Source organism: Duganella sp. CF517, assembly GCF_900110275.1.
Taxonomy (GTDB): Bacteria; Pseudomonadota; Gammaproteobacteria; order Burkholderiales; family Burkholderiaceae_D; genus Rugamonas.
In genome coordinates, this window is the sequence record NZ_FODC01000002.1 from 597,419 (window position 1) to 610,451 (window position 13,033).

At 65.8% G+C, this 13,033-nt stretch carries 12 protein-coding genes; 4 read left to right on the forward strand and 8 right to left on the reverse strand.

All coding sequences use genetic code 11. The annotated features are described in order from the left end of the window. Positions 1-17: 17 nt before the first annotated feature. From BMX85_RS09630 to xapA, 4 genes are read right to left on the reverse strand one after another with little or no spacing between them, the layout of a single operon-like run. Complete coding sequence (locus tag BMX85_RS09630) at positions 18-2,399, reverse strand: aldehyde dehydrogenase family protein (protein ID WP_373923447.1); 2,382 nt, start codon at positions 2,397-2,399, stop codon at positions 18-20. 12 nt (positions 2,400-2,411) lie between these two features. Then, a complete protein-coding gene (deoC, locus tag BMX85_RS09635; RefSeq protein WP_090316363.1) occupies positions 2,412-3,374 on the reverse strand; it encodes a deoxyribose-phosphate aldolase in 963 nt (320 codons plus the stop codon). Then, positions 3,371-4,564 carry a phosphopentomutase gene (locus tag BMX85_RS09640; RefSeq protein WP_090316366.1) on the reverse strand — a complete coding sequence of 398 codons (1,194 nt, stop codon included), beginning with the start codon at positions 4,562-4,564 and terminating at the stop codon, positions 3,371-3,373. Before BMX85_RS09640 ends, deoC begins: the two co-directional genes overlap by 4 nt. Positions 4,565-4,614: 50 nt before the next feature. Continuing rightward, complete coding sequence (gene xapA, locus BMX85_RS09645; RefSeq protein WP_090316369.1) at positions 4,615-5,454, reverse strand: xanthosine phosphorylase; 840 nt, start codon at positions 5,452-5,454, stop codon at positions 4,615-4,617. 268 nt (positions 5,455-5,722) lie between these two features. Between xapA and BMX85_RS09650 the strand changes: the two genes are divergently transcribed. The 3 genes from BMX85_RS09650 to BMX85_RS09660 are packed head-to-tail and all read left to right on the forward strand — an operon-like array spanning position 5,723 to position 8,748. After that, positions 5,723-6,901 (forward strand): carbohydrate kinase, encoded by a 1,179-nt coding sequence (locus BMX85_RS09650; protein ID WP_090316372.1) that lies wholly within the window; start codon positions 5,723-5,725, stop codon positions 6,899-6,901. Between the two features lie 3 nt (positions 6,902-6,904). After that, entirely contained in the window at positions 6,905-7,816 is a 912-nt protein-coding gene (locus BMX85_RS09655; protein ID WP_090316376.1) for a pseudouridine-5'-phosphate glycosidase, read from the forward strand. A 26-nt stretch (positions 7,817-7,842) separates the two neighbouring features. Continuing rightward, positions 7,843-8,748: a LysR family transcriptional regulator gene (locus BMX85_RS09660; RefSeq protein ID WP_090316379.1), complete on the forward strand. Its 906-nt coding sequence runs from the start codon at positions 7,843-7,845 to the stop codon at positions 8,746-8,748. Here the strand turns inward: BMX85_RS09660 and BMX85_RS09665 are convergent. Further along, entirely contained in the window at positions 8,745-9,716 is a 972-nt protein-coding gene (locus tag BMX85_RS09665; RefSeq protein WP_090316382.1) for a LysR family transcriptional regulator, read from the reverse strand. The two genes, BMX85_RS09660 and BMX85_RS09665, sit on opposite strands and share 4 nt — an antisense overlap. Before the next feature lie 29 nt (positions 9,717-9,745). Between BMX85_RS09665 and BMX85_RS09670 the strand changes: the two genes are divergently transcribed. Continuing rightward, positions 9,746-10,645 (forward strand): NmrA family NAD(P)-binding protein, encoded by a 900-nt coding sequence (locus BMX85_RS09670; RefSeq protein ID WP_090316385.1) that lies wholly within the window; start codon positions 9,746-9,748, stop codon positions 10,643-10,645. Positions 10,646-10,657: 12 nt separating this feature from the next. On the opposite strand, the gene pcp is transcribed toward BMX85_RS09670, so the two are convergent. The 3 genes from pcp to BMX85_RS09685 are packed head-to-tail and all read right to left on the reverse strand — an operon-like array spanning position 10,658 to position 13,029. After that, positions 10,658-11,308 carry a pyroglutamyl-peptidase I gene (pcp, locus tag BMX85_RS09675; RefSeq protein WP_090316388.1) on the reverse strand — a complete coding sequence of 217 codons (651 nt, stop codon included), beginning with the start codon at positions 11,306-11,308 and terminating at the stop codon, positions 10,658-10,660. 57 nt (positions 11,309-11,365) lie between these two features. Then, the gene (locus BMX85_RS09680; protein WP_090316391.1) at positions 11,366-12,322 is read right to left on the reverse strand and encodes a DUF979 domain-containing protein; all 957 of its coding nucleotides are present in this window, start codon (positions 12,320-12,322) and stop codon (positions 11,366-11,368) included. After that, entirely contained in the window at positions 12,319-13,029 is a 711-nt protein-coding gene (locus BMX85_RS09685) for a DUF969 domain-containing protein (RefSeq protein ID WP_090316394.1), read from the reverse strand. Before BMX85_RS09685 ends, BMX85_RS09680 begins: the two co-directional genes overlap by 4 nt. Between the last annotated feature and the right edge of the window lie 4 nt (positions 13,030-13,033).

The following is a 13,033-nucleotide window of genomic DNA, read 5'->3' on the forward strand; positions in this document are numbered from 1 at the left end:
ACCCGCCAAAGATGGCGTTAAACGCCGTAAGGTATCCAGACATTCTTGACTTGCGAGGCATGCGCCAGCACCGCGCGGCCGCCACTTTGGGCCGTACTATACCAGTCGCGTCCCTTGGCGCCGCCGACCCAGGTGCGCTTGAGCGACCCGGCGGACAGGCGCTCCACTTCGGCGCAACCCTCGGCCGAACCGTCATGACGCCACACCGCGTCGATATCCGAATGCGTCGCCAGGGTGCGCGCCAGTTCGTCGGCCGAACCGGTGACGATATTGACCACGCCATCGGGCAGATCCGACGTGTCGAGCACCTGGTACAAATCGGTGGCCGACAGCGGATGCGCTTCCGACGGCACCACCACCACGCGGTTACCCAGCGCGATCGCCGGCGCCACCAGCGAGATAAAGCCCAACAACGGCGCCTCGTTCGGGCAGACGATGCCGATCACGCCGACCGGCTCGTTCAACGCCACCGTCACGCCGTGCATCGGCGGCTGGTGCGCCAGGCCGTCGTACTTGTCGGCCCACGCCGCGTAGTAGAACAGGCGCTCGATCGAAGCCTGTACTTCCTTCTCGGCGTTCTTGGTGCCGGTCATCGCGGCGATACGGGCGGCGAATTCTTCGCCACGTGCCGCCAGGTTCTCGGCGATGTAATACAGCACCTGCGCGCGGTTGTGCGAAGTCGCCTTCGCCCAGCCGCCGGCCTTGTGCGCCGCTTCCACCGCGTTGCGGATGTCCTTGCGGCTGCCCTCGCCCACTTCGGCGATGAAGGCGCCGTCGGCGCCGTGCACCGGGCGGCTGTAGGCGCCGTCGGGGCGCGCCTGCTTGCCGCCGATGTACAGCTTGGCGGTGCGGTCGATCGCAAATGCTCCGGCGGCCGGCGCGGCCGCTTTGGCCTTCGGCTTCGCCTCGACCAGCGGCGCGGCCGGACGCGCATCCTCGGACAGCGCGGTCATGTACTCGTACATGCCTTCGCGCCCGCCTTCGCGGCCGAAGCCCGATTCGCGGTAGCCGCCGAAGCCGCACGCGGCGTCGAACTGGTTGGCGGTGTTAATCCACACCACGCCGGCCTTGATCTGCGGCGCGACGTCCAGCGCCAGCGAGATGTTCTCGGTCCATACGCAGGCGGCCAGGCCGTAGACGGTGTTGTTCGCCAGTTGCACCGCTTCCGGCGGGGTGCGGAAGCTCATTGCCACCAGCACCGGGCCGAAGATCTCGGCCTGCGCCACGGCGGCGGAGGTCGAGGCGCCGGTGATCAGCGTCGGTGGATACCACGAGCCGTTGGCGGGAATCTCGCAGGCGGGCTGGTAGACGTCGCAACCCTCGGCGCGGGCCGATTCGACCAGGCCGGCGATGCGTTGCTGCTGCACCGGATCGACCAGCGCGCCGATGTCGATCGACTTGTCCAGCGGCGAACCGAGGGTCAGCTTGTCCATGCGCGCGCGCAGCTTGGCGAGGAATTTGTCCTGCACCGATTCCTGCACCAGCAGGCGCGAACCGGCGCAGCAAACCTGTCCCTGGTTGAACCAGATCGAATCGACAAGTCCCTCGACGGCGGCATCCAGATCGGCGTCGTCGAAGACGATGAACGGCGACTTGCCGCCCAACTCCAGCGACAGCTTCTTGCCGCTGCCGGCGGTGGCGACGCGGATCAAGCGGCCCACTTCGGTCGAACCGGTGAAGGCGATTTTGTCGATGCCCGCATGGTTGACGATCGCTTCGCCCACGCGGCCGTCGCCGGTGACGATGTTGACCACGCCGGCAGGCACGCCGGCCTGCACGCAGATCTCGGCGAACAGCATCGCCGTCAGCGACGTGAATTCGGCCGGCTTGAAGACGATGGTGTTACCGGCGGCCATGGCCGGGGCGATTTTCCAGGACAGCATCAGCAGCGGGAAATTCCACGGCACGATCTGGCCCACCACGCCAACGGCGCGGTAGTCGGCGAATTCCTCGGACTGCAGCTGCGCCCAGCCGGCGTGATAGTAGAAGTGGCGCGCCGCCAGCGGCAGGTCGACATCGCGCGTTTCGCGGATGGTCTTGCCGTTGTCAAGCGTCTCGAGCACCGCGAACAGGCGCGCGTGCTTTTGCAGAAGGCGCGCCAGCGAGTACATGACTTTCGCGCGGCCGTGGCCACCCAAGGCCTGCCAGCCCGGCTGCGCGCGGCGCGCCGCTTCGACGGCGCGGTCGACGTCGGCGCCGGTCGCTTGCGTCAGGTCGGCCAGTTTGCCGGCATCGGCCGGATTGGTCGATGCGAACAGTTCGCCCGGCTCGCTCCACGCGTTGTCGATGAACAGACCGAAGGCGCGGCCGTGCTGCTCCAGCCACGCTTGCGCTTCTTTTTGGCTTTCGGGTGCTGGGCCGTATTCCATGGTATTGAGGATCTCTTTGATAGATGGCATGACGTGTCCGTATTAGGGTTGTGCGTGGCGGTGAGCGGCCGAGTAGTTCCCGGTCACATAGTGCTCAAGCTGACGCTCGATGTCGGTCAGCAGGCTCGATGCGCCGATGCGGAACAGATGCGGCTCCAGCCACTCATTGCCCAGTTCCTCCTTCATCAGGGTCAGGTACTGCAGCGCGGCCTTGGCCGTGCCGACGCCACCGGCCGGCTTGTAGCCGATCTTGAAGCCGGTCTGCTCGTGGTAGTCGCGGATCGCGCGCACCATCGTCAGCGACACCGGAATCGTCGCGTTGACCGGCTCCTTGCCGGTCGAGGTCTTGATGAAGTCCGCGCCGGCCATCATGCAGACCCACGACGCCTTGGCCACGTTTTCCAGCGTGACCAGTTCACCGGTCGCCAGGATCGCCTTGACGTGCGCCTCGCCGCAAGCCTGGCGGTAAGCCACCATCTCGTCGTACAGCGCCTGCCAGTTACCAGTCAACACGTGCTGGCGGGTGATGACGATATCGATTTCGCTGGCGCCGGCGGCGACCGACAATTCGATCTCGCGCACCTTGGTTTCCATGCTGGTCAAGCCGGCCGGGAAGCCGGTCGAGACGGCGGCGATCGGCAGGCGGCCTTGCAGCACCTGCACCGCCGGCTTGATCATCTCGTGGTACACGCAGACGGCGCCGGTGGTCAGCTTCTCGCCTTGCAGGCCAAGCGCCTCGACCAGGTCCGCGCGCAGCGGACGCATGGCCTTCATGCACAGGCGCTCGACGCGGCCCGGCGTATCGTCGCCGGACAGGGTGGTCAGATCGATCAGGCCGATGGCCTTGACCAGCCACGCGGCCTGGTATTCCTTCTTGACCGTGCGGCGGTTGGCCAGGCTGGCGGCGCGGCGGTCGGCCGCGCTCTTGTTGATGTGGATATGGTTGATCCAGCCCAGGTCCAGCGGGACCGCTTCATTGCGTTTGAAGTCCGCGATAATCGTCATAACAGATTGCTTCCGTGGGAAAGTGGTTTCACGCCGAGGTGGTGGGCCAGGGTCTGGCCGATGTCGGAGAAGGTTTCGGAGATCGGCAGCTGCCGCGCCTTTACGCCCGGACCGAAGAAGATCATCGGAATGTGCTCGCGGGTGTGGTCGGAGCCCGGCCAGGTCGGATCGCAGCCATGGTCGGCGGTGATGACCACCAGGTCGCCCTCCTTGAGCTGGGCGATGAATTCCGGCAGGCGCGCGTCCATCTCGTGCAGCGCGTTCGAGTAGCCGGTGACGTCGCGGCGGTGGCCGAAGGCCTGGTCGAAGTCGACGAAGTTCACGAACGTCAGCGACTTGTCGCCGGCTTCGCGCTCGACCGTCATCAGCGCGTCGAACAGCGCCATGTTGTCCTTGCCCTTGACCACGCGCGATACGCCCTGGGTGGCGAAGATGTCGCTGATCTTGCCGAGGGCGATGACTTCGCCGCCATCGTTCTTCACGTGGTCCAGCAGGGTCGGCGCCGGCGGCGCGACCGCGTAATCGTGGCGGTTGGTGGTGCGGGTGTAGTTGCCGTTGGCGCCCGTGAACGGACGCGCGATCACGCGGCCGATGTTGTACGGCTCGACCAGTTTAAAGGCGATCTCGCACACTTCGTACAGGCGCTCCAGGCCGAACGACTCCTCGTGCGCGGCGATCTGCAGCACCGAGTCGGCCGAGGTGTAGATGATCGGCTTGCCGGTGGCGACGTGTTCATCGCCATGCTTGTTGATGATCTCCGTGCCGGACGCGTGGCAGTCGCCCAGGAAGCCCGGCACGCCGGTCAGCTCCTGCAGCTTCTTGGTCAGCTCGGCGGGGAACGACGGCACCGTCTTCGGGAAGTAGCCCCAGTCGAATTCCACCGGCACACCGGCGATCTCCCAGTGGCCGGACTGCGTGTCCTTGCCGGTCGAGCGCTCGCGCGCGGCGCCGTAGGCGGCGGTGAAGCCGTCGCGCTGCGCGAAGCCCTCGGCCCATTCGCCGCTGGCGGCGTGGGCGGCGGCGGCCAGGCCCAGTTTTTCCATCGTCGGCAGCGACATCGGCTTGCCGGTCTTGGCGGCCCAGGCGGCGATGTGGCCGAAGGTGTTGGCGCCGACGTCGTTGTATTTGGCTGCGTCGGGCGTGGCGCCCAGACCGAAGGAGTCCAGCAGCAGGATAAATGCGCGTTTCATAGTGTGCTCCAAAAAGCAAAAAAGGGCGGACAAAGCCGCCCTTCGGGTTCTTACGCCTGCGGTGTTTTGGCCACGTTGGCCAGGAAGCCGAGGATGACTTCAATCAGCGACGTCGCGGCGATGGCGGCGTACTTCAAGGTCTGCTCGTGCGACAGCGGGAACGGCGACAGGCCTTCGGCCAGGTTGGTGATGGCGGACACGCCGACCACTTTCAGGCCGCAATGACGGGCCGAAACCACTTCCGGCACCACCGACATGCCGACGACATCGGCGCCCAGCGTCTTGAAGGCGCGGATCTCGGCCGGGGTTTCGAAGTTCGGGCCGGCGTAGGCGATGTATACGCCTTCATGCAAGGTGACCTTCTTCTCTTCGGCGGAAGCCTTCAGCAGCGCGCGCAGGTCGGCGTCGTAGGCGTTGGCCATGCTGAAGAAGCGCGGACCGAAACGCTCGTCGTTGGGGCCCATCATCGGCGTGCCGGGCATGAAGTTGATATGGTCGGTCAGCGCGACCAGCGCGCCGGCGTCGACTTCGGTGCGCAGCGACCCGGCGGCATTGGTCACGAACAGCATCTCGCAGCCCAGCAGCTTCATGGTGCGCACGGCGCTGGTCATCACGCCCAGGCCATAGCCTTCGTAGACGTGGCCGCGGCCCTTCATGCACACCACCGCCACGCCGGACAAGGTGCCGATCACCAGCTCGCCGGCGTGACCATGCACGGTGCTGATCGGGAAGCCTGGCAGTTCGTTGAAACTGATGGTGACCGCGTCGGTCATCTGCTCGGCCAGCACGCCCAGGCCGGAACCGAGGATCATGGCGACACGCGGTTTGAAGTCCGCGGGAATGCGCGCGCGGATGATTTCGGCGGCCTGGAATGGGGAATTATTAGACATGGTTATCCTCTGTTTTTATAGCTGACGCGCTGCGGGCCGTAGGTTGGCCGATTGAAGTTTTACTGCGGATACTGACACTATGCATCATTCCCCATATGTATGGCAAATACCATTTTTCTTCCGGATTTATACAAAATTCCTATAAATAGGACGTATTATAAAGGCCGATGGACTAGCCGGTGCGCTAAACCGGGCTCGCCACTGATGCATTGATTGACCACAGGCAAACAAATGTCTATTATAACGGACAAATGTCTTAAGGCCGACCGTGAACGAAATTTCTAAAAAGGAGCAGCTCTACGAGCTGATCCGCGCCAATCCCTTCATCTCCCAGCAGGATCTGGCGGTCGGCCTGCGCCTGTCGCGCTCGGCCGTGGCCGGCCACATCGCCAGCCTGATCCGCGAGCGCCGGCTGCTGGGCCGCGCCTATGTGCTGCCCGACAAGCGTCCGGTGCTGTGTATCGGCGCGGCCAACCTCGACCGCAAGCTGCGCACCATCGCCGCCATGCAGCTGGGGACGTCCAACCCGGCCACCGCCGAGGAAGTCTACGGCGGCGTGGCCCGCAATATCGCCGAGAACCTGGCGCGCTTGAATCTGCCGACCGCGCTGCTGACCGCCCTGGGCGACGACGGCGCCGGCCGCGCGCTGCGCGACCATGCGGAAACCGCCGGCATCGACATGCGCGGCTCGCTCAACCTCGCCGACACCGCCACCGGCACCTACACCGCGATCCTCGACGAACGCGGCGAATTGGTGGTGGCGCTGGCCGACATGGCGCTGTACGACCGCATGACGCCGGAGTTCATCGACAGCCGGCTGCCGCAGCGCGCGGCCGCCTCGATGACGGTGGCGGACCTGAACCTGCCGGCCGACAGCGTCAGCGCTTTGCTCGACAGCGCCCGCGCCGACAACGTGCCCTTGATCCTGGTCGCCGTGTCGCAGCCGAAGATGGCGCGCCTGCCGGCCGACCTGACCGGCCTGCGCCTGCTGATACTCAATCGCGGCGAACTCGAAACGCTGGCCGGGCACGCGCTGCCGACCGAGGCCGACGTGCGCCTGGCCTGCCGCGCCGTGCAGGCGCGCGGCGCCCGGGATGTCATCGTCACTTGCGGCAGCCAGGGCGTGTTCCACACCCGCGACGGCGAGCTGGCATGGCTGGCCGCGCACGAGGTGGACGTGGTCGATGTCACCGGCGCCGGCGACGCCTTCTCGGCCGCCGTTTGCTGGTCGCTGTACCAGGGCAGCCAGGATCTGACGCTCGCCTGCCGCCGCGGCCTGAAGGTCGCCGCGATGACTTTGGAAAGTCACGAAACCGTTTCGCCCATGCTGGCCTCCGACATCCTCGACGAGATCCAGGATTTTTATCCGACGCCGATCCCACCGATGCCGCCGCTGCCACCGACCTATTCGAGCTTCGAGCCTCCCCTCTTCCCCCATAAGGACTGACCCATGCACCAATTCCTCCTGTTCTCGCCCGAAGTGGCCGCCGCCCGCGCCGCCGGCAAACCGATCGTCGCGTTGGAATCGACCATCATCTCGCACGGCATGCCGTATCCGCAAAACGTGCGGATGGCGCGCGAGGTCGAACAGATCATCCGCGACGGCGGCGCCGTGCCGGCCACCATCGCGGTCATGGGCGGCAAGATCTGCATCGGCCTGTCGGAGGAGCAGCTCGAATTGCTCGGCACTTCCCCCGATGCGATGAAGGTCAGCCGACGCGACCTGGCGTACGTGCTGGCGCAATCGAAACTGGGCGCCACCACGGTGGCGGCGACGATGATCTGCGCGGCGTTGGCCGGCATCCAGGTGTTCGTCACCGGCGGCATCGGCGGCGTGCACCGGGGCGCCGAAACCAGCTTCGACATCTCGGCCGACCTGCAGGAACTGGCGCGCACCTCGGTGGCGGTGGTGTGCGCCGGCGTCAAATCGATCCTCGACATCGGCTTGACGCTGGAATACCTGGAGACGCACGGCGTGCCGGTGGTCAGCGTCGGCCAGCGCGGCTTTCCCGCCTTCTTCACGCGCGAGAGCGGCTTCAACGCCGACTTCCAGCTCGACACCCCGGCCGAACAGGCGGCCTTCATCCAGACCAAATGGCAGCTGGGCCTCGACGGCGGCATCGTCGTCAGCAATCCAGTACCGGAAGCGGACGCGATGCCGAAGGCGGAGATCGACGCCATCACCCTCCAGGCGCTGGGCGAAGCGGACGCGCAAGGCGTCACCGGCAAGAACGTCACGCCGTTCCTGCTCGGCCGCATCAAGCAGCTGACCGAGGGCCGCAGCCTGGCCACCAACATCGCGCTGGTGAAGAACAACGCCCGCTGCGGCGCCGCGCTGGCCTGCGCCATGCAGTCGCACTAATCGAGACCACCGACACCAGGCCCGCCATGTCCATCGATCTGAAACAACTGAGGTACTTCCTGGCGGTCGCCGAGGAAAAGAGCTTTAGCCGCGCCGCCGAACGCCTGCACATCTCGCAGCCGCCACTGAGCCAGCAGATCATGAAACTGGAGAGCGAGCTCGGTGTCAAACTGTTCGCCCGCACCACCCGCACCTTCGAGCTGACGGTGGCCGGCAAGGCGCTCATGAGCGAAGCGTCCGAGCTGCTGGCGAAGATGCGCATGACGATCGACACCATCCGCCAGATCGACCGTGGCGAAGTGGGACGCCTGCGCGTGGGCATCGTCGGCTCGGCGATGTGGGGGCCGATCCCCAGCTTGCTGGAGGAATTCCAGACCAAGTTCCCGCGCGTGACGTGGACCCTGCACGAACTGGGGCCGACCTTGCAGTACGAGGCGCTGCGCGCCAAGCAGGTGGACGTCGGTTTCTGGCGCGAGCCCAAGCTCGACGAGGACGATCTGAAACAGGACAACCTGCGCCAGGAGCTGTGCTTCCGCGAGGACGTGTGCGTGGCCATCAACGAGCACCATCCGCTGGCCAAGCAGGAGTCGATCGAGTTGATGGACATCGCCGACGAACCGATGCTAACGCTGGCGCTCGACAAATCGTCGTTCCCGCGCTATCTGATCCAGTGCTGCGTGAAGGCCGGCTTCCAGCCGACGATCTTCCAGGAGGCGTCCGAGCCGCAAACCCTGCTGGCGATGGTCGGCGCGGGCCTGGGCGTGGCGCTGCTGCCCGAGACCACCAGCCGTATCGGCTGGCCGGGCGTGGTGTTCCTGCCGATCCGCAGCAATCCGCCGTCGGCCAACCTGTATATCACCTACACCACGCTGGACGATGCCCCCGTGGTGCGGGCGTTCCTCAACATCCTCAATCCCTCGAAGCCGGCTTAATCGATCGTATCGAACGAGGCGACGACGTCGACAAGCTGCCGACGGACCCAGACATGAGCGGGGTCGCGGTGGAAGCGCTCGTGCCAGATCATCGCCGGCGCCAAAGGCGCAACCTCCAGCGGCAAATCCAGCACCGAAAGCGCAAGACGCCGCGCGAGCAGGCGCGCCAGGCGGCTCGGCATCGTAAGTATCATGTCGCTGTCGGCCACCAACATTGCGCCAGCCAGAAAGTGCGGCACGCGCAGCGCGACGTGGCGGCCGATCCCCAGCGCCGATAGCGCGACGTCGACCGCGCTTTCCCCGACCCCCGAAATGGTCACGGCAATGTGGCGCAAGGCCACATAGCGCGCCAGATCAAGTCCCTGCTCCGCCCCCGGATGGCCGCGCCTGAGCACGCACACCAGGCGGTCGGCGTAAAGGCCGCGCCGATGCAAACTGCCCGGCAGCGCCGGGAAAATGCCCAGCGCCAGATCGGCGCCGCCCTGTTCGATAAGCCGAACGTTGTCCCCGGCCGGTTGCGCGATATGGAGGCTGAGCGCAGGCGCATCGCGCTCGAACCTGGCAATCAACCCGGCGAGGACCGTCAGGCTCAGATGGTCGTGGGCGGCAATCGTGATGCGCCCCGTCGCGGAGGCGGGATCGAAGACCGCGGGCGAGACGATGCCCCGGACATCTTCGAGCAGCTTGGCCACAGGACCCGCGAGCGCTGCGCCGCGCGGCGTCAGCTCCAGAGCGAGCCTGCCGCGCACCACCAGGCGATCGCCCAGCATCCTACGCAGGCGCCCCAGCGCGCGGCTGGCGGCCGGTTGGCTCAAGCCCAGGCAAAGGCCCGCGCGGGTCACGCTTCGCTCACGGACCAGCGCCTCGAACAGTTTTAACAGATTGAGGTCGACCGTCGACAAATCCACTTGGTGCATGTTGACCATGACTTGCATGCCATTGATGTATGTCGGGGCATCATCCACCATTCCCGTTCATCTGAATAGGAGATTTTTATATGGCCGTTTCCCCCCATCTTCCCTACGTTGTTTTCGGCGTGACCGGGCGTACCGGCGCCGCGGCCGCCGATGCGCTGTTGCGCGCCGGCGATCCGGTGCGCGTCGTGGTGCGCGATCCGGCCAATGGCCAGCCGTGGGCCGAGCGCGGCGCGCAGGTCGCCGTGGCCGACCTGACGGACCTGGGCGCGATGACCAAGGCGCTCATGCGGGCGCGCGGCGCTTATGTCGTCAGTCCGCAGCAGTATGGCCGCGAAGACCTGTTCGAGCGTGCGGCCTTGATTGCCGACACCACGGCGCGCGCCGCCGTGGCGGCCGACCTGCCCAGGCTAGTGGCGCTGTCCTCGGTGGGCGCCGACCGTCAAAGTGAAACCGGATGGATCGCGATGAACCGCGTGTTCGAACAGCGTCTGGGCGACGCCGGGGTGCCCGCCGTCTTCCTGCGCGCCGCCTACTTCATGGAGAACTGGACGCCGCTGGTCGCACAGGCCGTGCGCAGCGGCACCCTGCCGACATTCCTCGCACCTCCACAGCGGCCGCTGCCGATGGTGGCGACCGTTGATGTGGGCCGCGCGGCCGCGGCTTTGCTAAGACAAAGCAGCAAGTGGACGTCCATCGTCACTCTCTCGGGTCCAAAAGACTACAGCCCCGATGATGTCGCCGCCATTATTTCAGCCACGCTCCACAAGCCTGTCGGCGCGGCCGCGCTGCCGCAGCAGGAATGGCCCACAGCGCTGGCGGATGTGGGTTTCTCGAATACCGCCCTTGCCGGGTTCGCGGAAATGACGCTGGGCCTCAATTGCGCGCATATCGACATCAAGAGCGATCCCACGGCGCTCGCATGGGCGGGAACGACGACGCTCGAACAACTCATCGTCGAACTGGTGAAACGTCAGCAATAAAGCGTGCCGCGGCTAATGCGTCAAACCGCCCGCCTCGCGCACATCGACGGTGTGCGCGAGCGTGGTGCGGATGGCGATGCGCAGGCCTTCGACCATGTCGTCGAGCCGCATGCTGGCGGCGCCGGGATGGCGCGCCGCCTGCTGCGGCAGATAAGGGATGTGGATAAAGCCGGCGCGCATCGTCGTGCCCCATTCGCTGGCCTGGTGCATCAAGCCGTAGAACACGTGGTTGCACACGAACGTGCCGGCGCTTTGCGACACCGACGACGGCAGGCCGGCCTCGCGCAGAGCCTGCACGATCGCCTTGATCGGCAACGTGGAAAAGTAAGCGGCCGGACCGCCGGTGACGATGGGCTGGTCGACGATCTGGCGCATCTGGTTGTCGGCGATCGGCGCGTCGTCGACGTTGATCGCGACCCGCTCGATCGACAGATCGACGCGGCCGCCGGCCTGGCCGACCGCGATCACGATGCTCGGCTGCAGTTCCTCCACCGCCTGGTGCATCGCCTTCTTGGCCTGTCCGAACACGCATGGCAACTGGCGCGCGTGCACGACGAAATCCCCTTCGTGCCAGCCCTGCAGGGCGCGTACCGCTTCCCAGGAAGGGTTGATCGTCTCCTGGTTGAACGGCTCGAAACCCGTCAACAATATGATCTTTTTCATCCGCTTTGACTCCACACTCAACTACCAGATCGCTACTCTAACCTAAATGATTGTCGTTTACATGTTCAGAAGAAAATACAGTAGTGCAATATTAACAAGCAAAATGGGCAGCGCCGTCGCCACCTGAATTTTGACCACGGCGTTCTTGTCGGGCAGCTCCAGCAAGGCCGCCGGCACGATGTTGAAGTTGGCCGCCATCGGCGTCATCAACGTGCCGCAGTAGGCGCTGAACATGCCGATGGCCGCCATGACCGCGGGGTTGGCGTGGTACACGCCCACCAGGACCGGGATGCCGACGCCGCCGGCGATCACCGGGAAGGCGGCGAAGCCGTTGCCCATGATGATGGTGAACAGCGCCATGCCGATGCAGTACACCGCCACCGCCACCAGCTTCACGTCCATGTTGATGTACGAGGTGACCACGTGCGCCACGGCCTTGCCCATGCCCGCCTCGGTGAACAGCAGGCCAAGCACCGCCAGCATGTGCGGCAGCACCACCGCCCAGCCCAGATGGTCGACCAGGCGGCGCGACTCGCGCATCGCCTGCAGCGGCGTGGCGCGCGTGAGCCAGCACGCGGTGGCGACGGCGAACAGCGAACCGCAACCGAGGCTCACCAGGGTGGTGTTCTTCGGGTCGAGCAGGAACCGGCCGTCGAATTTCACGTCCTTGAGCAAGGTCGAACCGATCATCGTCGTGATCGGGATGATCAGCGCGGGGATCAGCAGCTTGTGGCCCAGCCGCTGCGCGCTGTCGCGGCGCTGCTCGGGCGAGCGCTCGCCGTAGCGTCCCAGCGTGACGCCGCCGAAGCCGGCGATGAGCGCCATCGCCACCATCAGCGCGCCCGCCGCCACCGGCGGCAGCCAGTCGCCGGCCAGATAGACCACCGCGTACAAGGCCCAGAACAGCGCGCTGGAATAGCGCTTGGGATTGTGGGGGTCGCGCAGCGCCATCACCGCGATCATCAGCAGCATCGCGCCCAGCACCAGATAAAAGAAATCGAGCTTGAAGATCATGCCTGGCCGCCCTTTACGCTCTTCATCATTGCGCGGGCGATGTGGGCGTCGAGCCGGTGCAGCCGCCACGAATGGATGATGAAGGCAGTCACCGCCGTCGGAATACCCCACATCGCGATGTGCAGCGGATCGACCTCGATGCCCTCGCCGCGCAGGATGGTTTGCATCAGCACGATGGCGCCGAAGGCCACGAACACGTCCTCGCCGAAGAACAGGCCGACGTTGTCGGTGGCGGCCGACATGGCGCGGATGCGGTGGCGCAGCGGGTCGGTCAGCGCCGGGTAGCGGTTCTCGGCCGCGCCCTCGGCCATCGGCGCGATCAGCGGTCGCACCATGTTCGGGTGGCCGCCGATGCTGGTCAGGCCGAAGGCGGCGCTGATTTCGCGGATTGCCAGGTACACGATCAGCAGGCGCCCGGTGGTGGCCGACTTGATGCGGGCGATCGACGCCTGCGCGTGTTCCTTCAAGCCGTAGCGTTCCAGCAGGCCGATGGCCGCCAGCGGCAGCAGCAATATCAGCGGCAGGTTGCGCGTCTTGATGAAGGCCGCGCCCAGCACCGCCAGCAGATGCCCGACATCCATCGCCGCGGCGAAGCCGGTGACGGCGCAGGCGGCGATCACCACCAGCACCGGATGCGCGCGCAGCGCGAAACCGAGAACGATAACGGCCACGCCAAGCAGCGGCCACAGATTAACAGTGTGATTCATTTCA